The 25,655-nt window shown below is 36.4% G+C and carries 18 protein-coding genes and 3 tRNA genes; 16 read left to right on the forward strand and 5 right to left on the reverse strand.

The annotated features are described in order from the left end of the window. Window positions 1–343 precede the first annotated feature (343 nt). Entirely contained in the window at window positions 344–2,806 is a 2,463-nt protein-coding gene (locus OGZ34_RS06305; RefSeq protein ID WP_263362479.1) for an AsmA family protein, read from the reverse strand. Window positions 2,807–3,051: 245 nt separating this feature from the next. Here OGZ34_RS06305 and trxA point away from each other — a divergent pair, with 245 nt between their 5' ends. From trxA to OGZ34_RS06355, 10 genes are all read left to right on the forward strand, one after another. Then, complete coding sequence (gene trxA / locus OGZ34_RS06310; RefSeq protein WP_012023423.1) at window positions 3,052–3,369, forward strand: thioredoxin; 318 nt, start codon at window positions 3,052–3,054, stop codon at window positions 3,367–3,369. Between the two features lie 290 nt (window positions 3,370–3,659). Then, the gene (locus OGZ34_RS06315) at window positions 3,660–6,236 is read left to right on the forward strand and encodes a M1 family aminopeptidase (RefSeq protein ID WP_263362480.1); all 2,577 of its coding nucleotides are present in this window, start codon (window positions 3,660–3,662) and stop codon (window positions 6,234–6,236) included. Continuing rightward, window positions 6,233–7,159: a DUF58 domain-containing protein gene (locus OGZ34_RS06320; protein ID WP_263362481.1), complete on the forward strand. Its 927-nt coding sequence runs from the start codon at window positions 6,233–6,235 to the stop codon at window positions 7,157–7,159. Before OGZ34_RS06315 ends, OGZ34_RS06320 begins: the two co-directional genes overlap by 4 nt. 86 nt (window positions 7,160–7,245) lie before the next feature. Beyond that, window positions 7,246–7,319: transfer RNA gene (locus tag OGZ34_RS06325), tRNA-Asp, on the forward strand. 1,049 nt (window positions 7,320–8,368) lie between these two features. Continuing rightward, window positions 8,369–8,442, forward strand: a tRNA-Asp gene (locus OGZ34_RS06330). Between the two features lie 218 nt (window positions 8,443–8,660). Continuing rightward, entirely contained in the window at window positions 8,661–9,482 is an 822-nt protein-coding gene (locus OGZ34_RS06335) for a helix-turn-helix transcriptional regulator (RefSeq protein ID WP_263362482.1), read from the forward strand. 366 nt (window positions 9,483–9,848) lie between these two features. Next, window positions 9,849–11,204, forward strand: coding sequence for a TolC family protein (locus OGZ34_RS06340; protein ID WP_263362483.1), 1,356 nt, complete (start codon window positions 9,849–9,851; stop codon window positions 11,202–11,204). Window positions 11,205–11,285: 81 nt separating this feature from the next. After that, on the forward strand, window positions 11,286–12,338 hold the full coding sequence (locus tag OGZ34_RS06345) for an HlyD family secretion protein (RefSeq protein ID WP_263362484.1): 1,053 nt from the start codon (window positions 11,286–11,288) through the stop codon (window positions 12,336–12,338). Window position 12,339: 1 nt separating this feature from the next. Beyond that, the gene (locus tag OGZ34_RS06350) at window positions 12,340–13,923 is read left to right on the forward strand and encodes an efflux MFS transporter permease (protein ID WP_263362485.1); all 1,584 of its coding nucleotides are present in this window, start codon (window positions 12,340–12,342) and stop codon (window positions 13,921–13,923) included. 523 nt (window positions 13,924–14,446) lie between these two features. Then, window positions 14,447–14,680, forward strand: coding sequence for a hypothetical protein (locus tag OGZ34_RS06355; protein WP_263362486.1), 234 nt, complete (start codon window positions 14,447–14,449; stop codon window positions 14,678–14,680). A gap of 233 nt (window positions 14,681–14,913) precedes the next feature. Here OGZ34_RS06355 and OGZ34_RS06360 read toward each other — a convergent pair whose 3' ends face one another. Then, window positions 14,914–15,636 carry a TRADD-N-associated membrane domain-containing protein gene (locus tag OGZ34_RS06360; RefSeq protein ID WP_263362487.1) on the reverse strand — a complete coding sequence of 241 codons (723 nt, stop codon included), beginning with the start codon at window positions 15,634–15,636 and terminating at the stop codon, window positions 14,914–14,916. 149 nt (window positions 15,637–15,785) lie between these two features. Continuing rightward, a tRNA-Leu gene (locus tag OGZ34_RS06365) sits at window positions 15,786–15,867 on the reverse strand. Between the two features lie 120 nt (window positions 15,868–15,987). On the opposite strand from OGZ34_RS06365, the gene OGZ34_RS06370 reads away from it, so the two are divergent. The 4 genes from OGZ34_RS06370 to OGZ34_RS06385 all read left to right on the forward strand — a co-directional run bounded on the left by OGZ34_RS06370 (window position 15,988) and on the right by OGZ34_RS06385 (window position 20,251). After that, window positions 15,988–17,376 (forward strand): dipeptidase, encoded by a 1,389-nt coding sequence (locus OGZ34_RS06370; RefSeq protein ID WP_173964810.1) that lies wholly within the window; start codon window positions 15,988–15,990, stop codon window positions 17,374–17,376. Between the two features lie 704 nt (window positions 17,377–18,080). Beyond that, window positions 18,081–18,518, forward strand: coding sequence for a toxin-antitoxin system YwqK family antitoxin (locus tag OGZ34_RS06375; RefSeq protein WP_263362488.1), 438 nt, complete (start codon window positions 18,081–18,083; stop codon window positions 18,516–18,518). 141 nt (window positions 18,519–18,659) lie between these two features. Then, window positions 18,660–19,031, forward strand: coding sequence for a BlaI/MecI/CopY family transcriptional regulator (locus tag OGZ34_RS06380; RefSeq protein ID WP_263362489.1), 372 nt, complete (start codon window positions 18,660–18,662; stop codon window positions 19,029–19,031). Beyond that, window positions 19,028–20,251 carry a M56 family metallopeptidase gene (locus tag OGZ34_RS06385; protein ID WP_263362490.1) on the forward strand — a complete coding sequence of 408 codons (1,224 nt, stop codon included), beginning with the start codon at window positions 19,028–19,030 and terminating at the stop codon, window positions 20,249–20,251. The genes OGZ34_RS06380 and OGZ34_RS06385 overlap by 4 nt, the downstream gene beginning before the upstream one ends. A gap of 272 nt (window positions 20,252–20,523) precedes the next feature. Here the strand turns inward: OGZ34_RS06385 and OGZ34_RS06390 are convergent, their stop codons facing one another. Next, window positions 20,524–21,888 carry a saccharopine dehydrogenase family protein gene (locus tag OGZ34_RS06390; RefSeq protein WP_173964806.1) on the reverse strand — a complete coding sequence of 455 codons (1,365 nt, stop codon included), beginning with the start codon at window positions 21,886–21,888 and terminating at the stop codon, window positions 20,524–20,526. Window positions 21,889–22,080: 192 nt separating this feature from the next. On the opposite strand from OGZ34_RS06390, the gene OGZ34_RS06395 reads away from it, so the two are divergent. Together OGZ34_RS06395 and pckA are read left to right on the forward strand one after the other, a co-directional pair. Next, window positions 22,081–22,467, forward strand: a complete 387-nt coding sequence (locus OGZ34_RS06395) for a DUF423 domain-containing protein (protein WP_173964805.1) — start codon at window positions 22,081–22,083, stop codon at window positions 22,465–22,467. Window positions 22,468–22,768: 301 nt separating this feature from the next. Next, a complete protein-coding gene (gene pckA, locus OGZ34_RS06400; protein ID WP_263362491.1) occupies window positions 22,769–24,373 on the forward strand; it encodes a phosphoenolpyruvate carboxykinase (ATP) in 1,605 nt (534 codons plus the stop codon). Between the two features lie 208 nt (window positions 24,374–24,581). Here the strand turns inward: pckA and OGZ34_RS06405 are convergent, their stop codons facing one another. Then, window positions 24,582–25,637, reverse strand: coding sequence for a phytase (locus OGZ34_RS06405; protein ID WP_263362492.1), 1,056 nt, complete (start codon window positions 25,635–25,637; stop codon window positions 24,582–24,584). Between the last annotated feature and the right edge of the window lie 18 nt (window positions 25,638–25,655).

Below are 25,655 nucleotides of genomic sequence, written 5' to 3' on the forward strand. Positions count from 1 at the left end.
GACAATTGTCATCACGAACTAATAGTTTTCAATGTGATATTAACCGTGGGTTTGAAATTTTTTGCATAAAAAAAAGCCAATCATTTCTGATTGGCGTTGATTAATATTTCTAAATTTCTCATGAAACCAAAACCCCTAGCCCTGATGGGAGCGGCATCCTTTTGCGGCGGGGTTCGCCGCAAAAGATAGAGTGGACAGCAGGAAATAGCTCCTTGAAATTGGAATTCCAAGTTACAAAAGACTCTCCGACTTCGCTCAGAGTGACAAATCTTTGTCGAGTTTCTAGTGTGATTCTTCGTTCCTCAGAATGACAAGATTGTGTTGAAAGGATGTGATAAAAAAACTACTTATCCCTCTTCCCCCATTTAATTTTCATTTTTCCTTCGTCGTCGAGTGCGATTAGATGCAGGACGATTCCACGTTCGCGGACGGCATCGCGTTCGGCTTTAGTGGCGAGTTTGATGTCGTTTTTGGAGTTTCGGAGTGGGATGGTGAGGGCGAGATTGGTGCCTCGGCCAAAAGAATAAACACCTTCGGCATCAAGGTTTAAAACACTCGAACTAATGGTGAAATTATTCACATCTACTTGCTCTCCACGTAATTTAAGTGTGCCGGATAAATCGCTAAAAGTTATGTTCTTAACATCACGGAACGGAAAAGCAAACTTGCCGATTTTCACAATAGGTTCAAAGTTTAACAAAGCCCCCTGATTGACATTGAAAGTCAGATTACCGTGCATCGAATTCGTGATCAATTCGCCATTACCATTGATGAATCCGGTTACATTGGCCTGGCTGCTTAGCTTTCCTTTAATATTACTCGGGCTAAAAGACTGAATCCCGAAGTTGTTGAACGACTTTAAAAAACTCGCAATATCAACCCTATTTACGTTGGCGTTTGAGCTAAAAGCAAAGTTTTTTCCGCTTGGTTTTACTTCACTGTTAAAGGTGATGCTTCCGCCCGAAGTTTGCAGCGAACCGTTTTTGATAACCAATCTCGAATCGATCATTTGTACCGTGGCAGTAGTGTTGGTTGCGGTTAATTTGTTGTAATTGATTTTATCGGCTTTGATGTCGATTACCACCACGCATTTATCAATTACGGTTCGTAGATGATTCGAAATTGTTGGTTTTTTGTTGGTTTTGGCTGTGGGGTTTACTTTTTGAGAAGTCGCTAAAACGCCCAGAAATTGTTTCAGATCGATATTCGGGCAATAGATTTTCCAGTTTACGATCATTTTTTCGGGAGCATCATAATAGAGGTTGAGGAAATTGTCAATTTTTCCTTCAACAAAAATCGTATTCTTATTGTGTTTGTAAGCAATTTGCTTGATGAGTAAAGCTTTCTCGGTAAAGTCAAGATGAATGTTGGTTTTTACGGCACGAACATTTTTTGGAATATAATGAAACGAAGCGTCATCGACATCTATTTTACCAATAAAACGAGGTTTGGTAATGTACAAATCAACAATGTCAAACTGAAATTTTAGGTTGGCTTTGGCATGACCGGCTGTAAACTGAATCCATTTGTCGTTGCTGATTTCGTTGAGCCTTTCGATATCAAAGTCAGAACTTACGTTTCCGGTAGCGAGCGGTTTTTCGAGATTATTGATAGACAATTGCGGAATCGAGAGCGGAATATTTTCGTATTCACCTGCAAAATCTGTTAAAATAATAGCCGAATTAGCATCGTTATAACCGGCTGTAGGTTTGAAATTATTGGTGAAAATCCCTTTGAAGTGGCAGTTTTTGATCAATCCGTCCGGAATACTCAGTTCGTTGTTTTTGATAATGGCCTGAACCACAATTCTGGGGTCACCTTCGGCATTAAAATCGCCCTTGATGTCACAATTCACATCGATTGGTTGTTGTAAATTAAATCGGTTAAGCTTAGAACTGATGTTTGCCGATAATAAATTGGATGCATTTTGCCATAAAATAGTCGTCCCAATATTGATTCCGAAAAGTGCTTTTCCTTTGGCAAGATTGAAAAAAGCGGTAATGTCAAAAGCATCCGATCCAATTTTAAGGCCTTTGGTTACCACGTCAATTTTTTCATTTGAAGCGGAGTAGGAAACGGCAAAAGTACCTTTGAGTTCTTTCTGTTTTGCAAAACTTCCGTGTACGGTATTAAAGGCGAGACTTTTAATTTGGGTGTCTAAAAAAACGTCGGTTTGCCAGTTGTCTCCATCATAATCTACTTTTGACTGTAAGCGGTCCACATCAAAATCAAATAATTTATGTCCGAGGAGATTGTTTAGCGTAAAGTGAACCTCATTTAGCTCGATCTGATTGATTGTGGTCTCAGTATCGGATTTGTTTTCCGGTGATTTTTTCTTCTTCGGCTTAAAAATATTGGCATTCGAGTAGCCATTTTGTGCTTTATACACATAGATAGCTGCATCATTGATCAGGATTTTATGGATGTTGATTTCGTTTTGCAGTAAACTCGTAACGTTTAAACGTACTTCTATTTCCTTGGCTTTTAATAAAGTGTGTTTGTGCGTGGCCCATTGATTGTCTTTGACTTCGACATCTTTTAGAGCCAAGGTAAAGTTGGGGAAACCGGTTAGAAACTTATAATGAAAATCGCCAATATGAAATTTTCCGTTTATGTTTTCATTGATTTTGGTGTTGATCTTGGCGATGATTTCGGTTTTGTTTCGATTAAAATAAAGAGACAATCCACCGCAGGCAATAAGTAGTAAAGCAATAAGTCCCAGAATGAAAAAGCCAAAACGCCTGGCGTATTTTCTAAAATGAATCGATCGAAAAAAGTTTTTTATGTGGAGTAAAGTAGCGTTCATCTGGAAGAATTTTCAGGATGATTAAAGATAAGTCAAAAAAATGACGTTTCCCTAAAAAGATAAAAACCGATATTAGTGTAGGTTAAAACTTATGATTTTGGGTTTTCGGATTAATATAATTAATGACAATACATTTATAATGAAAACTAATTTGGTTATGGTGTTTCATTTGCATTTAATTTTTAAATTTGTGGTCTAGTTTGAAACGAAACAATTCAGACGATAATTTTAAAAGACAAGAAATTATGGCATTAGCAATAACAGATGCTACTTTTGATGAAGTAGTTTTGAAATCAGACAAACCAGTAATGGTAGATTTTTGGGCAGCATGGTGCGGTCCTTGTAGAATGGTTGGACCAATCATTGACCAATTAAGCGATGAATACGCAGGTAAAGTAGTTGTTGGTAAAGTAGATGTAGATGCTAACCAGGAATTTGCTGCAAAATATGGTGTGCGTAACATACCTACCGTTTTGGTTTTTCATAACGGTGAAGTAGTAGGAAAACAAGTAGGAGTAGCTCCGAAACAAACCTACGCAGATAGTTTAGACGCTTTGTTGTAATCGAAAGATTATAATTTATATAAAAGAGGTTCGACGGAAGTCGGACCTTTTTTATTTGTCTTTTTGCCGCCGATTACACAAATTAGCGCTAATTAATTTCACTTTAAAAATGAATTCCACGAATTAAAATGAGGTTTATTTTTTTTGCGACAGATTAAACTAGTTTTCACGATTTAAAAAGAAATCATCCTAATCTGTATAATCTGTGGCAAAAGAATTTTAATTCGTGCTAATTTGTGGAATTCGTGGCGAACTTTTTTTATTTTTACAGATCTAACATTCCTTTAAAAATGAAAATTTTCTACAGCTTTCTTTGTTTTCTGACGATGGCGTCATTTGGTTTTTCTCAGTCTAAATCAAACGAAAAATTGATTTTAGAAAACGGTGTCTCAGAACAAATGGCACATTTTCGAAAAAAACAAATCTCAAATGTAACTTACGGACTTTCTTTTGAGATTCCGCAGCAAAAACAACAGGAAATCAATTCGATTTTGACTTTAGACCTGACAATTTCAAATTTGAGTGAACCTTTGTATTTGGATTTTAAAGAGAAAAATCAGAACATAAAATCGATTCAGGTTAATAATAAAAACAATACTATTGTTCATGAGAAAGGACATGTTATTATTGCTGCTAAAGATTTGATTTTAGGGAAAAACAGAATTGCTATTTCTTTTATAGCAGGAAATCTATCCTTAAACCGAAATGATGATTTCTTGTATACTTTATTGGTTCCGGATCGGGCAAGTACATTATTTCCTTGTTTTGATCAGCCGGATATCAAAGCAACTTATAAGTTGAGTTTGACTGTTCCTAAAGACTGGTCAGTTTTGGCCGGAGCCGATGTGAAAGAAAAAACGGAGAAAGGAGAGTTTACAGCTTATACTTTTGGAGAATCGGATAAAATGAGTACTTATTTGTTCTCTTTTGTAGCGGGGAAATTCAAAAGCGTGACGAAGAAACCCGGTAATCTGGAAATGACGATGCTGTATCGCGAGAACAATGCAGAGAAACTAAAAAGTAGCACCGATACTATCTTTAATTTACACCAGCAATCGTTAGATTTTCTGGAAAAATATACTAGTTATAAGTTTCCATTTCAGAAGCTGGATTTTGCTTCAATTCCAGTTTTTCAGTATGGTGGAATGGAGCATGTAGGGGCGATACAATATAAAGAATCAACTTTGTTTTTGGATAATAGCGCGACAGACAGTGAGAAATTAGACCGTGCCAAATTGATTGCACACGAAACTTCGCACATGTGGTTTGGCGATTTGGTGACTATGAAATGGTTTGATGATGTTTGGATGAAGGAAGTATTTGCCAACTTTATGGCAGACAAAATTATGAATCCGATTTTCCCGAAAGTCAATCATAATCTACAGTTTTTAACGGCTCATTATCCAAATGCTTATGCTGAAGATCGTTCGTTAGGAACACATCCGATCAAGCAAAATTTAGCCAATCTTAAAAATGCAGGATCACTTTATGGAGCCATTATTTACAACAAAGCCCCCATAATGATGCGTCAGTTAGAAGCTTCTATGGGAAAAGTAGCTTTTCAGAAAGGAATCGAGAAGTACATTAAAAAATATGCCAACGATAATGCCGACTGGAACAATCTGGTAGAAATTCTTGATGCCGAAACGCCTCTTGATATGCAAAAATGGAGTAAGGTTTGGGTGAATAAATCGGGAAGAGCGATTTTTAAAGATCAAATCAAATACGATGCTCAAAATCGAATTTCGGCTTTCGAAATTACGCAGCAGGCAGAAGATCAATCGGCAAATGTGTGGCCTCAGATTTTTGATATTGGTTTAGTTTATCCCAACAATGTAAAAGTGATCAGTGCTACTATAAAAGACAAAAGTCTGTCCCTGAAAGAAGCCCTTGGACTTGAGAAACCATTGGCTGTTATTTACAACTATAATGGTTTTGGATACGGTGTTTTTCCGCTTGACGGGAATAGTTTAGAGTCTGTTTTAACATTGAAAGATGAGGTAGCAAGAGCTTCGACTTATATTAATATTTACGAAAATACTTTAACGGGGAATATTGCTCCTGTGAAAGCATTTGATTGTTTTTTAAAAGGAATTCAACAGGAACAAAACGAATTGGTTCTGAAAATTATCACCAACCAAACCAGTGCGGTATTCTGGAAGTTCCTGACCGAAAAACAGCAGAACATAAGACAAAAAGAGCTTTCGGCTATTGTATATGCGCGTTTGCAGGCCAATTTGCCAAGTAATATAAAGAAAACTTTGTTCAATTTATTTAGTTCAATTGCCTACTCCGCTACTGATAAGGAACAATTGTATAAAATTTGGAATAAAGAAACCGTGATTCCGGGTTTAAAACTCAATGAAGATGATTATACCAATATGGCGATGAATTTGGCTATATTTAAGCATGAAAAAGCGGATGAGATTTTAAATAAAACCAGTACCACGATTGCAAATCCGGACAAGCAAAAACGATTTGAATTCCTGCTTCCTTCTTTATCGAAAGACGAATCGGTTCGTGATGCTTTTGTGTTATCCTTAAAAGACGACGAGAACAGAGAAAAAGAATCTTGGGTTTCTGTAGGTTTGGCGAATATAAATCATCCGTTACGCCAGGAAAGTGCTCAAAAGTACATTCGATTTTCGTTAGATTTGGTGGAAGAAATTCAGCGTACCGGAGATATCTTTTTTCCAAAAGACTGGCTGAATAATACGGTTGGAAAATATTCGTCGAAATATGCTTTTGATGAAGTACAGCGATTCCTGAAAGAGAATCCGGAGTTTAGTCCGATTTTGAAAAGAAAATTATTGCAGGCAACCGATGGTTTGTACCGCGCACAAAATATTAAAAAAGAAACCGAATGAAAATTGAATCGGAAATAGAGAAAGTCTCCAGTTTTCAGCATCTCGAAATGTTGGCGAATCAGGTGGTAGAAGGGTTTATCTCGGGAATGCACAAGAGTCCGTTTCATGGATTTTCGGCTGAATTTGCGGAGCATAAAGTCTATAATGCCGGAGAAAGCACTAAACACATCGATTGGAAATTATTTGCCAAAACAGATCGTTTGTATACAAAACGTTTTGAGGAAGAAACCAATTTACGATGTCATTTAATTGTAGATAACTCGTCGTCGATGCATTATCCGGAACTCAGATCAAATCAGCCTTTTTATGAGAAGAAGATTGGTTTTGCTGTTCTGGCGTCGGCTGTTTTAATGAATATCCTTAAGAAGCAGCGTGATGCCGTAGGGTTGAGTGTTTTCTCAGACAGCTATGAATATTATGCTCCCGAAAAAGGAAGTGATCGTCATCATCGAATGTTACTCAATAAACTGGAAGAGTTACTGCAGCAGCCAAAAGCCAAAAAAAGGACGGATACCATTACGTATCTGCATCAAATCGCTGAGAAGATTCACCGTCGTTCGATGATCATTCTGTTTACGGATATGTTCCAGTCAGAAGATGATGATAAGCTTTTTAACGCTTTACAGCATTTAAAACACAACAAGCACAAGGTAGTTTTGTTTCATGTGGTGGATGATAAAACAGAGCTTAAATTTGATTTTGATAACACGCCGCGTAAGTTTATTGATTTAGAATCAGGTGAAGAAGTCTCGCTTTTCGCGGATAATGTAAAAGCAGAATACGAAAAAAGGGCAGAGGAGTACTTTAAGAAATTGTCTTTAACTTGTGCAAAGAATCAAATTAAGTACGTTTCGGTGAATGTAGGAGATAATTTTGAAAAAATATTGACGACATATTTAGTTGAAAAACAAAACTTTGGCTAAAATTTTGAAAATTTATTTAATTTTTTTTCGAAAAACACTTGCAGAAACGAAATTCTGTACTATCTTTGCAACCGCAATAACGCAGAGGTTTGGTAGTTCAGTTGGTTAGAATACATGCCTGTCACGCATGGGGTCGCGGGTTCGAGTCCCGTCCAGACCGCAATATTGGGAAAAGCCTTTCTTAACGGAAAGGCTTTTTTGCCCAAATACGGTATCTAAGATTAGTTGTGTTGTTTTGCTACGACTTTGTAACTCGTAGCTGGTTTAGTAGTTAGACCAATGAAAAGCTTTCCACTTTTGTGGATGGCTTTTTTGATTTAAGGCTATTCTGATTTTAACCGCAAGGTGCGCTAAGGTTTACGCGAAGTCCGCAAAGTTTTTTTTAAGCTTTGTGGATTTTTTGTTTCTATTTGTTTGGATTAGCCGCAAGGTTTGCTAAGATTTACGCAAAGTCCGCAAAGTTCTTTTAAGCTTTGCGGATTTTTTGTTTTTACTTGTTTGGATTAACCGCAAAGGGCGCAAAGTTTTTAAACTTTGCGCCCTTTGCTTTTTATAAAGAAATTAAATATTACTATTATATATTAGGAGTTTTCGGTACACATGTTGGGTAGCCGTAACTTGGGCAATGAGATGGTCCGCTAAAGCAACCTGCACTTGTGTCTGGTGGTGGACATGTAGGGTCTCCACCATTGATGGATTTTAATTCAGTAATAGTTAGTTCTACGGCGCCATTTAGGTTTAATCTTTTTAACATAATTTGTGGTTTTTTTGTTTGATTAATTCCCAATCATTTTAAGACACTTGGGATTTGTGTCTGTAATGTTATGGTAAAAGCTTATTCCTACAAATATTGAAAATTTATTTTGATATAAAAACTTTATTTTATTATTTTTTGATTATAATGTAAAGAAATTATTAAATTATTGGTAAAATAGAGGTGTTTGGTTGATGGGTCATTAAGAATGTGTTTTGGATTTGAAATCTATCAGATTTGAAATTTAATCGCAAAATTTCTTAAGATTCGAATCCTTTGTGCTTTCAACTTTGCGTTCTTTGAGGTTTAAAAAGAAAGAAAGTTCTTCTTTTTGGTTTTATGGGTAAATTTTAAAATATTGGAATTTAATCAATTAAAAATTTCTTGAAATTTATTCGCAAAAAAAGCTTGTAGAATCAAAGATCTGTTGTATTTTTGCACTCGCAATAACGCACGGTTTGGTAGTTCAGTTGGTTAGAATACATGCCTGTCACGCATGGGGTCGCGGGTTCGAGTCCCGTCCAGACCGCAATATTGGGAGAAGCCTTTCTTAACGGAAAGGCTTTTTTGTTTTTTGTATTTAACCGCAAAGAGCGCTAAGATTTACGCAAAGTTCGCAAAGTTTTAATTTAGCTTTGCGAACTTTGTGGTTAAGACTTAATGGTTCAGCTTTGGAATTTGGTATTTCAAACAATTGGAATTTAAATTTCTTATATTTAAAGTTGCAAAAACATTGTATAAACTCCAATGGAATATTCCGGTCAGAAATTAGATAAGTATTACATCAAAAAAGTAGATGCCGATAAAAAAAGCATTTACTGTCACCACGATTTGATGGGCGAATTGTTTGTGCCTACGCATAAACACGACAAAGCGCAATTGCTATATGCTGAAGGAGATGTTGTTTTTGTAACGACCGAAACCAAAACCTACTTTTTGCCGGCACGTCATTTTATTTGGATTCCGAGTGGGGTGGAGCATAGTATCGAGCCGAAGTCGGAAAATGTAACGATGCGAAACCTGTATTTTCCGGTTGAAAAAGACGAAGATGTTTTTTACAAGAACGAAGGAATTTATCCGGTCAATAATTTATTGTTGCAAATGATGCTTTTTACCAATCGATGGAATGGTGATCTTAAAAAAGGAAGCCCGAATTTTGCCATTGCCAAGGCGATTAAAGCAATATTACCTCAAATTTGTCTGACCAACTTGCCTTTAGAATTACCGCAGCCAAAAGATCCGCGTTTGGGTAAGATTCTGCGCTATGTTGAGAATAATCTGGGAGAAACTATTCTATTTGCAGATGTTGCGCATGAATTTGGATACAGCGAACGCTCTTTGTATCGTTTGTTTCAAAAAGATCTCAACATGTCCTTTATTCAATATTATACGATTAGGAGAATCCTAAAAGCCATAGAGCTTCTGCTTGATAGAAAACTTTCGGTTAAAGAGGTAGCCGAAGAAGTTGGATATAGTAGTGTTCCAACTTTCAGTAATACTTTTTTTAAGATTTTAGGGCAAAGACCTTCCGATTACTTAAACGGTGAAGAGATTTTGGAGCAAAAGTAAAAATTTTGTTTTAGGCTGATTTATTCAGATTTAGGCTGATTTGACAGATTTCGTTATTTCACGCTAAAAATTTTTCTCTCGCAGATTTAGGAGATTTTTTTAACTCTTTAATAATCTGCTCAATCAGCGGAATCTGCGAGAGGGAAGAATGAAAATCAGCTTCATCAGCTTAAATCCTTTAAAATCTGCGTGAAAAATCATAATCTAAATATATTTTGTAATAAATTGTTTTCCAGCGTTTTAATATAGTGTTTTCGAAAAATAAGATTTCAATATTTGTCCGAAATGAATATGTTATTGACTTTTTAGAATTATCAGTCACCAAAAAAATGCAGGAACTTTGCATCATAAATTATTTATGTATTCATGTTCCTTAAAAAACAGATTTCCGCACTACAGTGTTTCCTGAAAAATATGGCTTATGCTTTATTTTTCCTTGGATTCACGATACTACAAGCGCAAGAAGTAAAATCGATTTCATTAAATGAGGCGATTAAAATTGCGAAAGAGAATAACCGAAACATTCTCAAATCTAAACTCGAAGTAACACTTTCTGAAGAAAATATCAAAGAAAACAAAGAGTTACGACTACCTGAAATTGAGATGAACGGCGCTTATTCGAGAATTACCAACATTACCGAATTTAAAGGAGGTTTCTTAAAAGGCAAAGAAGTTACCAGGACCATCCCTGAAATTTACGAGGTTGGAACTACGTTTAAAATGCCGTTGTATGTTGGGAATAAAATCAACAATGCAATTAAAATTGCCAATCAGGAAAATCAAATTGCTCAAATCAAAAAGGAGAAGACTGAAAATGATATCGAGTTAGAGGTGATCGGTACTTATTTAGGGATTTATAAAATGATGGAACTTCAGAAAATCATTGACGAAAATATCAAAGAAGAGCAAAATCGGTTAAAAGAAGTTCAATCCTTGAAAAAACACGGAACGGTGACCAAAAATGAGGTATTGCGAGCAGAATTGCAGCTTTCGGACCGTGAGTTGAACGCTTTGACGAATTCTAAAAACATCAAAATTGCGCTGCATGATTTAAAAACACTGCTTCAGTTGCCGGAGCGAGAGGAAATAACAATCGACACAACGGCAAATATTGATGAAATGCAAGGCCTTGATCCTTATGAAATGTATATGAATCATGCTTTGCAGAACGAAGAAATGCGAATCTCAAGCCAGGAAATAGCGATCAAAAAAACGGAACTGAAATTGGCAAAGGGGAATTATTACCCAAGTATTAATTTCTTTGGAAACTATAGTTTTAATTATCCTAACTACAAATTTTTTCCTCCAAATCCATACTTATATACTTTAGGTCAGGTGGGAATTGAAGCTAGTTTTGATCTTTCGGGTTTGTATAAAAATAAAACCAAAGTGCAGATGGCGACGACGAGGATTCAATGGCAGGAAATGCAGTCTGAGATTGTGAAAGATAAAATCCAAGACGAGTTGTTTCGTAATCACACGCAATATCAGGAAATCGTGGAGAAGTTTAAAGTTGTTGATAAAGCCGAGGAGCTGGCCAATGAAAACTACCGAATTGTAAAACTAAAATACCTGAATCAATTGGTTTTGATCACCGAAATGGTAGATGCCGACAATGCGCTGTTACAGGCAAAATACAATAAAATCTCTACCCGAATCGATGCTGTGATGAAACATTATGAACTGCTGCGTACAGCGGGAATGTTGCCAAGTGAGATTTAAGGTAAAAGAGAAAAGAGAAAAGAGAAAAGAGAATAGAAGAAAGAAAATAGAAGCAAGAGAATAGAAAAAGATATAGAATTTATGGTAAAGATTAAAAATGAAACCAGAGCAAACAAGTCGTTTCATATCATTATAACAATAATTGCCTGCCTGTTGGTGGTAAGCGGAGTCATTTTAGGAATTTGGTTTTATGTGTTCAGTCAGAATCATGAAGAGGCCAATGACGCTCAGGTGGAGCAATACGTTACGCCAATTATGTCCAGAATTACGGGTTATGTTCAGGAAGTTCGTTTTGAAGAAAATCAGTTTGTACACAAAGGCGATACTTTGGTGGTGATTGATAACAGAGAGTATAAATCAAAGCTGAATGTGGCTTTGGCTGATGTTCAAAGTGCGAAACAAAGCAGTGTGGTAGCCCAGAAAAATGTGGCGACAACAGCAAGTTCAACCGCAATTGGAGAGTCGCAATTGGAGGTGGCGAAAACCAATCTTTGGAAAACAAAATTAGAGTACGATCGATACAAAGCTCTTGTGAAAGAGGAGGCAGCTACTTCTCAGCAACTAGAAAAAGTAAAAGCCGATTATGAGTCGGCACAGGCGCATTTTCAGGAAATGCGAGAAAGAATACAGTCTTCCAATTTAAGCACTTCTCAGGCGCAGGCAAATGTTCCTGCCACACAAACGGTTGTTGAGTCTAAGCAAGCTGTTGCTGATAACGCGGCATTGTTTCTTTCGTACACCGTAATCACGGCTCCTTATGACGGCTGGGTTGGAAAAAGAATTTTGCAGCCGGGACAAATGGTTAAAGAAGGGCAATCATTACTTTCGATTGTGAGTAAAGAGAAATGGATTACTGCAAATTTTAAAGAAACACAGTTACAATATTTAACCGTAGGTCAGGAAGTTCAAATTAAGGCTGATGCTTTAAAGGATAAAGAATTTACAGGAATTGTTAAATCATTGTCGCCTGCCAGTGGTGCCCGATTTTCGTTATTGCCTCCTGATAATGCCACAGGAAACTTTGTGAAAATAGAACAGAGGATTCCGGTTCGAATTCAATTAAAAGAAACCGACAAACAAGCCGACTTCTTAAGAGCCGGAATGAATATTACGGTTATTGCCGAACACCAATAAAATGGAAGATAAAAGTATTTTTAAGTCCTGGGTTCCTAATTGGGCGATCATTATTATCTTGTTTGTGTGCCTGTTGCATTCCATGATTTTATTGGGGGTTTACAGTTCGAACGTGACCTATGCCGCGAGTTTTCTGGATATCGAAGCCGAGGATCTGCAGTTTGCCATGTGTGTGACCTACGGAACTTTACTGGCGACGATCCTTATCGAGAGTAGGTTTTCGAATTATTTCCCGGCAAAAACCTACTTAATGATGTTGTATGTTTTGATTGCCGTAACGATAATTGCATCAGGATATGTGACCAATTTTGCGGTTTTTATCATGTTAAGAGTCCTCGAAGGAATTTTGATGGCTTTGCCGGTAATGATTTTGAGGCAGTTGCTGGTAGAACGTTTTAATTCTAAAAACGCCATTATAATTGGGTTTTCGTTTTACTACGGATCGCTTTTATTGGCGACGCCCTTTATTATGAACATTGCGGTTTGGTTCCTCGATCATTACGATTGGAAATACATGCTATATGTTTCGGGAATGCTTCAGGTTATTAATGTCTTTTTGATTCTGATGACTTTTAACAGCCACCGAATCACTAAAAAAATTCCGCTGTATCAAATTGATTTTCTGAGTTTTGTTTTGGTGTTGACGTCGATAATAACCGGGGCTTATTTTTTTGTGTATGCCGAAAGAAAATACTGGTTCGAATCTTCTCAATTGATTCTTTCTTTAATAATATGTCTCATTACGGGAGGTTTGTTTATTTTTAGACAATTGCTGGTAAAACGACCAAGTTTTAATTTTGAGGTTTTTAAATATGCGAATCTGAGAATTGGGTTTCTGTTATTTTTTCTGTTCTACATTGCCAGAGCGACTTTGAGTTTGTGTCATAGTGTAATGTTTACGATTTGGAATTGGGATCCGTCGCGTGTTGCTGGAGTGCAATATATAAACGGACTTGGAAATGTAATTGGGTTGGTTTTAGCGGCTATTTTTCTGATGCGATCTATGGCGACCAAATACATATTTATGATAGGTTTTGCGCTTTTGGCGGTATATCATTTTTGGTTTACGTTTTTGTTCGTGCCCGATGTTTCGCTGTCGGATATCTTGATCCCTTATATTTTGCAAGGGATCGCGGTTGGGGTTTTATTCGTGCCTTTGGTTTTGTTTACGGTTACGGCTGTTCCGGGGAAATTGATGACATCCTCTGGAATTATTGGAGTCTCAGGACGTTTTTGGGGGAGTACTATCGGGTTTTGTATCATGCAAAATGCGCAAGTATTCCTGAATAAAAAACACTTTCTGAAATTAAGTCAATTTGTAACAGACGAGAATCCCGAAGCACAGCAAACCATTGCTGCAACAACGCAGAGTTTTATAGCAAAAGGATATTCGGCCGATAATGCTAATACATTGGCCTTGAAAAAGGTTTTTACTACCGTTGCCAAGCAGGCTACCTTATTATCGGATATGGAAATTTATACCGTTGTGGGGTATAGTTTAGTGATTTTGGTGGTTTTGATTGGCTTGAACCAGCATTTAAGGCACACGGCAAATCTGTTTAAAAAGAAAATTTGGATTAGCTAGTGAATTTAATCTCGCAAAGGCGCGAAGGCGCAAAGTTTTTTCCTCATTTTATGTCATTTCGACGAAGGGAGAAATCACGCAAGAAACTCCGTTCCAAATGTTGTCAATCTTTGTTGAATTGCAAGTGTGTAAAAAGAAGGATTAGATCAGTTAAGAGATCTTAGGTATTTGTTTGAAGATTTAATCTCGCAAAGGCGCGAAGGCGCAAAGTTTTTTCCTCATTTTATGTCATGTCGACGAAAGGAGAAATCTTCGCAAGAAACTCCGTTCCAAATGTCGTCAATCTTTGTCGAATTACGAGTGTGTAAAAAGAAGGTTTGGATTGGTTGAGAATGTCTTTAAAATAACCTCATAGTCAGGGAGTGATGATCCTGACTTTTTTTTCGATTGATGATGATGAAAGCCCGTGCTGATTACACGGGCTTTTTCTATACGAAAAAATAAAATAGAGATGGACTCATATATGCGTCTAAATGAAAATGAAATTGGTGGATTTTTGTGGTATTCTTAAAATTTAGAAATCATGACAACAGAAAACTTCTCAAAAGAAACCGAAACCAGATTAATGGATTTTTTTAATAATGCGATTGATCCTAAAGATATGGCAAAGAGTATTCGTCAAGTGAATCATGTGCTTTCTTTATGTGTAATGAGGGAATGTGAAACAATACAGTCTGAATTAAGTTGCATCGATGATCATTTTTACTGGCTGAACAAATTGGCAGAAGTTTTAGATCCTTATTTGGATGTGAAGTGAAGAAAGGTTTTTGTATCTGGTTTGTCATTTCGAGCGAAGGGAGAAATCACGCACGAAACTCCGCGTGGAATGTTGTTAATCTTTGTAGATGTTCTAATGTGATTTCTTGTTCCTTCAAATGATAAATAATGGGCTTAAGTTGTGTTTAGGGGACTTAGCAGCGAGCACCCAATCTTTGGTTGAGCTTCTATAATGCGGTTTCTCTTTCGTTGAGAGATTGGAAGTCATTGTAATTATTTTTTTTGAACTAAATATTCTAGCATCTTTGTTACCATTTCGGCTTTTGATTTTTCGTCAGAAGTGTTCTCTATAAGTTTAAATGAAAGAAGGATATTTTGAACATTAATTAAACTGTCATGATATTCTTTTAATTGTCTGACAGTTTTGTTGTAAAGATAAAATAACACACTTGAAATAAATTCGGTTACTATGCCTGTTCCTGATGCGATGTATCCAATTATCTTATCGTCATATCTGAATCCAATTACTAATCCGCTAATTATTAATATAAACCCAATGATACTTATTAATAGTGAAACTTTAAAGCTTAGAGAAGTATGAGTTTTAACTAATGAATAGTAAGCAGCTAAATTTTCTACATTGATTTTTACTAAACTATCAAAATATTCAGGTTTATCATTGTCAGGAAAGCCTAAGTAAATTCTTTTAATTGTTCCAAATTTTTCAACTTCAAATTTTGATTTACTAACATCGGTCCCAAAAGCGGCTAATAATAAAAAAATTGTAAGTATCCAAACAGTAATAACTAACCAAGTCGGCATAATAAGAACGGAGCTATAATGTAATATTAAAAATAATGTTCCTAGTCCAACAATTGCATAATAAACACGAATATTTTTCGTGTCTGTGCTTAATTGTGATTTTGCATTGATTAAAGCACTTTCTAGTTCTGTCAGTTTGTCTTTGAAATAACTATTGTGTTCTTGGTCTTCCATAAGAAGCTAAAATTGGATGTTTGTATTTAAATGGATTTCTTTTGCCTGTAATCAGGTCAAATATATAAAAGAATTCGTATGAATAATTAAACATTTTGAATATCCCAAAAAACAAAAAAGCTTCTGATTTCTCAGAAGCTTTTTTTCGGTGCGGATAATAGGACTCGAACCTACACGCCTTGCGGCACCAGATCCTAAGTCTGGCATGTCTACCAATTTCACCATATCCGCGGCAATTGTGGGTGCAAAGATAGACATAACTTCGAATATTCAAAGAAAAAAAACGAAAAAATTGAAAAAAAATATTAATTCTCTTTTTTGTACTTTTGGATTTCTATAAAAATAATTTAAATGGAAAATATAAAGTCTTACGTTCAAGAACATAAGGATCGCTTTATCAACGAGTTGATCGAATTATTAAAGATTCCGTCGGTTAGTGCCGACACTGCATACTCGCAAGATGTTATCGATACTGCCGAAGCAGTAAAGGAAAGTTTATCAAAAGCAGGTTGCGATTTTGTCGAAATTTGCGACACTCCGGGTTACCCAATCATTTATGGAGAGAAAATAATCGACCCAAATTTACCAACTGTTCTTGTTTACGGACATTATGATGTTCAGCCACCAGATCCTTTAGAGTTATGGACTTCGCCTCCATTCGAACCTGTGATCAAAACTACAGACATTCATCCGGAAGGAGCAATCTTCGCTCGTGGTGCCTGCGACGACAAAGGTCAGATGTACATGCACGTAAAAGCGTTGGAATACATGGTTCAGAACAATGTTTTGCCATGTAACGTAAAATTCATGATCGAAGGAGAAGAAGAAGTAGGTTCGGCAAGTTTAGCGTGGTTCGTAGAGCGCAATCAGGAAAAACTAAAAAATGACGTCATCTTAATTTCAGATACCGGAATGATTTCTAATCAACAGCCGTCGATCACGACAGGTTTAAGAGGTTTGAGTTATGTTGAGGTGGAAGTTACAGGTCCAAACCGCGATTTACATTCTGGTTTATACGGAGGAGCAGTAGCGAACCCAATAAATATTCTGGCAAAAATGATCGCTTCGCTTCATGACGAAGACAATCATATTACGATTCCAGGTTTCTACGATAAAGTACAGGAATTGTCTCTTGAAGAAAGAGCCGAAATGGCAAAAGCGCCTTTTAGCTTAGAAAAATATAAAAAAGCCTTAGACTTAAATGATGTTTATGGTGAAAAAGGATATGTAACTAACGAACGTAATTCTATTCGTCCAACCTTAGATGTTAACGGAATCTGGGGTGGATATACTGGAGAAGGTGCAAAAACGGTTATTGCAAGCAAAGCATTTGCTAAAATCTCGATGCGTTTGGTGCCTAATCAGGATTGGGAAGAGATCACAGAACTTTTTTCAAAGCATTTCACAAGCATTGCTCCGGCGGGAGTTACAGTAAAAGTAACGCCACACCACGGAGGTCAGGGTTATGTAACGCCAATTGACAGTATTGGATATCAGGCGGCAAACAAAGCGTATACAGAAACTTTTGGAGTTCCGGCAATTCCGGTTCGTTCAGGAGGAAGTATTCCGATTGTAGCTTTGTTTGAAAAAGAATTAAAAAGTAAAACAATCTTAATGGGCTTCGGTTTAGACAGTGATGCAATTCACTCGCCAAACGAGCATTTTGGAATCTTCAATTACTTAAAAGGAATCGAAACTATTCCGTTGTTTTATAAGTATTTTGTAGAGCTTTCGAAGTAGTTTAACCGCAAAGAACGCAACGATTTACGCTAAGCTCGCTGTTTTTTTTGGTTCGCTAAGATGTAAAAAAATAAATCTTAAGATGCAAAATCCGTTCAGAAATGAGCGGATTTTTTTTTGGGCGTTCCCTTCGGTCGGGCTTTCGGCTATATTCCCGATTAGCAAAAACTACGGCTAAAAAGCCTTGTTTTTCTAAATCGGGAGATACCGCCTCTATCCCTAACGCGGAAAAGAGGTTCAAAGGTACAGAGATGCAAAGGTTCAAAGGTTCAAAGGTTCAAAGTGGAGAAGGTGTAGAGGCTCAAAGGTTCAGAGGGACGGGAAAATTGAAACTTTTTATTGAATAGCCTACAGCTTCAGCTGTAGGTAGGTTTAAAAGGATTAGTTAATTGGCTTTAGCCAAATAAATTCCGGATTTGTATTTTTAAGTCTTTGTGTAAAATTCGGATAAAGCCATTAAATGCCTTATATTTCTACAATCTCCAGCTAAAGCTGGAGGCAATTCAGATCTTGTTTCTCTTAACCTTTGCACCTTTGCATTTCTGTACCTTTGAGCCTTTTAAACCTTTGAATCTCAAAAAAGAAACCCTCAGAACCTTAGCTCCTTAGAATCTCAGCACCTTTTTCAAAAAATTCTTGCATATTAAAAAAATAACTCTACATTTGTAGAACAGTATCTATAATTGTAGAGTAAAAATATTCAAATGAGGCAGCTGGTAATCTTGTTATTTTGTGGGTTAGTTCTTTTAGGGTGCAAAAGCAAACCGATCAATCAGGTTGTTAATAAGAAAAGGGAAGGTGTCTGGATTGACAATTACAAACAGGACAGTACGATTTATAAATCGTTTGAATATTACAAACACGATCAGCCTGTAAAAAAGTGGAAATCGTATATAGACGGGAAAATCTATAAAACAGAAAAATATAAAAACGGAATCTGCTATGTGAAATACTATTACGAAAACGGAAAAGTACAATCGAAAGGGAAAACAAAAATTGAAACCAATTCGGTAGAAACACATTGGTTTTATTTTGGAGATTGGAAGTTTTACTCGGATAAAGGGAAATTAATCGAAGTTAAGGAATACGACAACGGTGAGTTGATTTCGGAACGGATGGTGGAGAATAAAGAATCAAGATAATAGAATCAAGAGAATAGAATCAAGAGAATAGAGTAAAGAAGAAAGAGCATAGAATTAGTGTAGCGCGCAGGAGAAATCATTTCAATCTGTGGCAAAAAAACTCAGCACCTTAGTAACTCAGAACCTTAGAACCTTTAGAATATGCAATTATCAAACTCAGAAGAACAATTAATGGAGCATCTCTGGAAGCTTGAAAAAGCTTTTATGAAAGATTTGCTTGAAGCGTATCCGGAGCCAAAACCGGCAACAACAACAGTTGCGACGCTTTTGAAACGAATGATCGATAAAAAATTCGTTGCTTACAATGAATTTGGGAATTCAAGGGAATATTATCCCTTGGTTAAAAAAACAGCCTATTTCTCTAAACATGTTAATGGGTTAATTAGTAGTTTCTTTAATAATTCGGCATCACAATTCGCTTCTTTTTTTACTACCGAAACGGATTTAAGTACTACCGAACTGGAAGAACTCAGAAAAATAATAGATTCAGAAATTCAAAAAAAGAAAAAATGATAAGCTATCTTTTAAAATCGGGAATACTGCTTTTGGTTTTTTATGCAGTATATAAATTGGTACTGGAAAACGAAAAAATGTTTCGTTTTAATCGCGCTTATTTGCTGGCGAGTTTGGTTTTTAGTTTTGTGATTCCGCTACAGCTTATCTCGTTTGGATCGTTTGTATCTGCTAAAATTGGGTTGGTTCAATTAGATGAAATCGTACTTCAAAAAAACAATGAGCGTCTTAGTACAATTTCGGCTAATGATTTTCTGCTGGTTTTGATTGTTGCAGTTTACAGTGCAGTATTTTTGGTGTTGACGGCCAGGTTTGTTCTGGGGCTTAATTCGTTTCGTAAGAGGATACAGTGCAATGAAGTACGGTTTGTAAATGGGCAAAAGATAGTGTTGCTTCAGGAGTCCGGCTTGCCATACTCTTTTTGGGAATCGATCTTTATTAATAAAACAGAGTTCGAAAACGGAAAAATTCCTTCAGAATTAATAGCTCACGAGAAAGCACATTTAAAACAGAGACATACTTTGGATATTCTTTTTGTTGAGGTACTGCAGATCGTTTTCTGGTTCAATCCGTTGCTTTTTCTCTATAAAAAAGCCATCAAGCTTAATCATGAATTTTTGGCCGATGAGGCTGTAAATGTGCAGTTTGGTGCCATCAAAAGCTATCAGCATTTGTTACTTGATTTTGCTTCGAATAAAAACACTGTTGCTCTGGCGAGTAATATCAACTATTTAATAACTAAAAAACGTTTACTTATGATGACCAAAAAAGAATCCCCGATTAAAATTGTGTTGAAAGTATTTACTGTAGGTACAATTTATGCCTTGCTGTTGTTTGTTTTTAGTACTAATGTGGTAGCTCAAAAAAAGTCTGGTAAAGCAGAAGTGAAAGAGAAGGATCTTTACGTGCTGGAAGATGTCGAGAAATTGCCTGAATATCCTGGTGGGATGACAGCGTTTTATAAGTTTATAGGGAAGAATTTCAAAATGCCGGCAGCAGTTGGAAAAAATAAAATTGAAGGAAAAACATACATGCAATTCACTATTGAAAAAGATGGGAGTTTGTCGGATATCAAAACAATTAAAGATTCAGGTTATGGAATAGGGAATGAGGTTATCCGTGTACTGAAGCTTTCGCCAAAATGGACTGCGGCAACGCAACAGGGAAAAGCGGTTAGAGTAATTTACAGTTTGCCAATTACGGTTCAGCCTGAAAAATAGGTTTTTTTAAAGGCGCAGAGGTACAAAGGTACAAGGTACAAAGTTGCAAAGGGATAGAGAGAAGTTGAAGGTTTTCTTTTGAATAGAATAGCCTCCAGCTTTAGCTGGAGGTTTAAATGATGAGCTGAGTGGCTTTAGCCAAATTAGCTCAGGATTCAAATTTTGGTTTTCTGTACCTCCGCGCTTTTTCAAAAAAAAATCCGCTTCCATGTTCTGGAAGCGGATAAAATAAAAAACTAAAAAAAAAATTCTAAAAAACAACAACCCGGATCTTAGAACAAATCCGGATTATATCCAAAATAGGGCATTTTTTGTTCATTAAAAATAACCCCGTGTTCTTCTAACTCGTTTAAAATTGGCAGATAAACTTCTTCTTTTATAGGGAGTTGTACGCCCGGAGTTGTGATTTTTCCATTTAAAATTAACAGCGTTGCCATTGCCACCGGTAATCCAACGGTTTTTGCCATTGCGGTATAGGTTTGGTCGTCTCCAATACAAACCATTTTTGAGTCAATTTGCTTTTTCTCTCCATTGAGCTCATAGCCAAACTTATGATACATGACAATCATATCTTTATCATTAGGTTCTAAAGACCAGCTGTCGGATAGTATTTTTTCTAATATCTGTGCAGGAGTGGCATTGGGTAGGTTTACTTTCTTGTCAGGATTAAATAGATCCAGTTCCAAAAGTTTGTCCCACATTATATCGTCCTGATCAATTTTTAAGATCAGTCGTGTTTTAATTTCTGCAGAATCGGTTGGATGATACGGTAAAAAGGAATTCACAAATTGACGGTAGCTCATGTTTTCGGAATTTTCCATAATGTAGCTGTCGTCTGTCATGCCTAGTTGTACAAACATATTCCATGCTTTCGAGAAGCCAACTCTTCTGATGGTTCCTCTGTACAACGTTAAAACATTGTCTAAACCGTAAACCGATTTGTATTTAAGAGAATCCCGATTAGAATAAGCTTCAAATTTCCCATAGCCTTCTACTTCCAGAAATTCGGTACGACGAAATAATGCGCTGTACGGAATGTATTTATAAGTGCCTTCCTGAATAAATTTTGCTGCGCCTCCCTGTCCCGCCAGAACGACATTTCGAGGAGCCCAGGTAAATTTATAGTTCCATAAATTGTTATCGGATTCAGGGGCTACTAAGCCACCACAGAATGATTCAAAAAGCAGCATTTTGCCACCTTTGGCTCTGATTTCATCAATGACTTTCATGGCGCTCATGTGATCGATCCCGGGGTCGAGACCAATTTCATTCATGAAAACCAAATTGTTTTTTCGGGCTTCTTCGTCCAGTGCCTGCATAGCATCACTGATATAAGAAGCAGTAACCAGGTGTTTTTTAAATTGAAGACAGTCTTTGGCGATTTCGATATGTAGATGTGCAGGCAGCATCGAGATTACGATAGAAGCTTTTTCGATTGCTGCTTTTCTTTCTTCGGTATCAAAAATATTTAAAGCAATTGGAGTCGCATTAGGATGTTTTTGTGTCTTCTTTTCGGCTAAGGCCAAAGAAAGGTCTGCTACAACAAGATGTAGGTTTTCACTCTCTGATTTTGCTAGTAAATAGCGTATTAAGGACGACGCAGATCTACCGGCTCCAATGATTAAAATGCTTCTCATATTTTATATTTATAACACAAATATATTAAAATGTTAAATATATAACAATTTTAATTTCGGAAAAATATTGGATATTTTTTTTTAATGCCAAAAAACGGGGAATTCTTTTTTCTGAAAAATATTTTTCAAAAGTAAAATGCTTTTTAAGTACGATTGAAGTATTTTTGTGTGAGAATCGAAAGTATAGAAAATATGAAAAGAAGAATTGTTTTGGCAGGAGCTTTTATGGGAATGTTGGCTATTATCTTAGGCGCTTTTGGTGCGCATTTACTGAAGAAATACTTGTCTGTAGAAGAATTAAACACTTTTGAAGTTGGCGTTCGTTACCAAATGTACCATGCTTTGTTTTTACTTTTTCTTTCGACCAGAAAAGATATTGCCGAAAAAACGGTTAAAACAATCTATAATTTAGTTGTTGCCGGTGTACTTCTTTTTAGCGGATCTATCTATTTGTTAGCCACAAAAAGCTTCACTGTTTTTGATTTTAAAATTATCGTATTCGCAACACCTGTGGGTGGTTTTTTATTAATTATTGCCTGGGCGTTGTTATTTGTTACGATTTTGAGGAGAAAATCATAAAATACCGAATAAAAAATTCTATCTAAAAATTAATCTTTAATTTTGTCTCATAAATAACATATAATCTTGTTTATGTGAGTTTCTATTGTTTTTTACTTTAATGTGAGAATAATATAACAAATTCATTTAGAGGGATATAAGAAAATGAATTAGAGGCACTTATTTTTTTGTTTTATTCATTTTGGAAGGTTAAATTTTACTTAATTAATATAAATAAAAGTGAAATTTAAATTTTTTTAATGGTTTAATAATAAATTATATAATTTTGCTTCTCTTAAACATCACACACAACTAAAAATTTATGGACAGTCACACAGTTTTCACGCAATCGATTTCGCTGAAAGAATTAGGAATTGAAAATGCAAAAGTTCGCTATCAACTATCTGCAGATGAATTGCATGCGATCACTTTGCAATCAGGTCAAGGTGTTGAGAACTCCACGGGAGCATTGGCAATTAATACGGGCGAATTTACAGGACGTTCTCCTCAGGATCGTTATATTGTAAAAGATAGTATTACCGGAGATCAGGTTTGGTGGGGAAATGTAAACATTTCTTTTGAACCGGATGCTTTTGAAAGATTATACAACAAGGTAACGCAGTTTTTATCGAATAAAGAAGTTTTTGTTCGTGACTCTTATGTTTGCTCGGATGCTAATTACAGACTAAATGTTCGCGTTGTTACTGAAACAGCATGGTCTAATTTGTTTTGTTACAATATGTTTTTAAGACCAGAAGAGTCAGAATTAGCTAATTTTACTCCGGAATGGACAGTAGTTTGTGCTCCTAGTTTTATGGCAGATCCAGCTGTAGACGGAACACGTCAGTCTAATTTTGCTATTTTAGATTTTACTAAAAAGATCGCACTTATTGGAGGAACAGGTTATACTGGAGAAATGAAAAAAGGAATTTTCTCTGCTTTAAACTTCATTCTTCCGGTTTTCAAAAATACATTACCAATGCACTGTAGTGCCAATGTTGGTGAAGCTGGAGATACTGCAATTTTCTTCGGATTATCAGGAACAGGAAAAACTACTTTATCAGCAGATCCGCAACGTAAGTTAATTGGAGACGATGAACACGGTTGGACTGCAGAAAATACTGTTTTCAACTTTGAAGGTGGTTGCTATGCAAAAGTAATTAATCTTACAGAAGAACATGAACCGGACATTTTTAGAGCGATCAAAAAAGGAGCGCTTTTAGAAAACGTGGTTTTCAAACCGGGAACAAACGAAGTAGATTACGATGATGTTTCAATCACTCAAAATACTCGTGTGAGTTACCCAATCACTCATATCGACAATATTCAGCCAGGTTCTATTGGACATAATCCTAAGAATATATTTTTCTTAACGGCTGATTCTTTCGGAATTTTGCCTCCAATCTCAAAACTAACTCCGGGACAGGCTGCTTACTATTTTATCTCAGGATATACAGCTAAAGTTGCAGGAACTGAAGCAGGAGTTACAGAACCACAACCTAATTTCTCAGCTTGTTTTGGAGCACCATTTATGCCATTACATCCAACACGTTACGCAGAAATGCTAACTAAAAAAATGGAAGAAGCCGATGTAAAAGTTTGGTTGATCAATACAGGTTGGACAGGTGGTCCTTACGGAACAGGAAGCCGTATGAAATTAAAATACACACGTGCCATGATTACCGCTGCCTTAAACGGAGAATTGGATAACGTTGCCTTTAAAAATCATAAAGTATTTGGAATTGCACAGCCTGAAACTTGTCCAAACGTTCCAAATGAAATCTTAGATCCAAGAAATACTTGGGAGGATCCTGAATTGTACGATAAAAAAGCGGTTGAATTGGCTAAGAAATTCAAAGCTAATTTCGCGAAATTTGAAGAATTTGCTAATGCCGAAATTTTGGCTGGCGCACCGATCATAGAATAAGGAAGATTACTAATTCAAACTAAAAAAAGCTGTTCGTTATGAACAGCTTTTTTGTTTGGTATTCAGTCTCAGTCTCAGTCTCAGTCTCAGTCTCAGTCTCAGTCTCAGTTTTCAGTGTCAGTTTTCAGTCTCGGTGTTCAGTCTCAGTTAAGAAACTGCCAACTGCGACTGCGACTGCCAACTGTGACTGCCAACTGCGACTGCCAACTTATTTCTTCTCATCGATACGTTTCTGGATCAAATCCCAGGCGTAGTAATGAAACGTCATTCCGTTGCTCATGGCTACAAACAGGCCGTTTTTAAAATTGCCTCCCAAATTTATGCTGGTCACATCGGCACCATCGCATTCTATAGTCGATGTTGGGATTTCTGCTAATAGAGGATAGTTATTCGGATTTCCATTTGCTCCTTCTCTCGGATACACCATAAAAGTATTTGCTTGTTGGTTTGAAACTAAAATATATCCCGTAGAATCTGTTTTTTTATAAATTGCGATTCCTTCATTATCCGCTTTAAAACCTATTTTACCAAAAATTGTGAGTTCTTTGTTGTCTTTTAAAGCCGGATCGGCTTTGTATTTTCTAATTCCGAATTGTTCGTCACAATACAAAACAGTTCCTAGTTCATTGTCAACCGCAATAGCTTCGATTTCTTTCTTTCCGCTGTAAGCGCCAAACTTTCGAACGACTTTGGCTGTAGCAAACTTTCCATTTCCTGAAAGTTCATATTGCCATAAGTAGCTTCCTGATGGTCCTGATTTTCGGCCTACGATAGCAAAAATTTTACCGTCGCTTTTTCGTGTATACAAAGCAATTCCCATTGGGTCGCGCAATGCTTCGCCTTCAAAAACAGAAATTCCGCCATTATCAATAGCTTTTAAATCTGGTAGACTAAAGATTCTTATTTTATTTGATTCCCGTTCTGTAGTTACGGCAACGTCGATTTTTTTTCCATCTACGACTAAACCGTAAGCGATATCAACATTGTTAGGACGTTTTAAAACTTCAGATTTTGCAATGATTTTTCCTTTTAGATCAAAAGCGTACAAAGCGCCGTCTGAATCTTTATCAGTGCCTACAATGATGCTTTTAGAAGGATCAGTTGGATGAATCCAGATTGAAGGATCGTCGGTGTCGTGAGGTAAGGCTTCGGTAATAACGGTTGGTTTTACAGCATTTGCAGCAACAGGTGCCAGCTTGTCCTCTTTACAAGCAATGAATAAAGTACTTAAAAGTAAAAAGGCTAGTATCGTTTTATTTTTCATTATGGATTTATTTTAATA

Origin of the sequence: Flavobacterium collinsii (genome assembly GCF_946903285.1) — a bacterium.
In the GTDB taxonomy this organism is placed as follows: domain Bacteria; phylum Bacteroidota; class Bacteroidia; order Flavobacteriales; family Flavobacteriaceae; genus Flavobacterium; species Flavobacterium collinsii.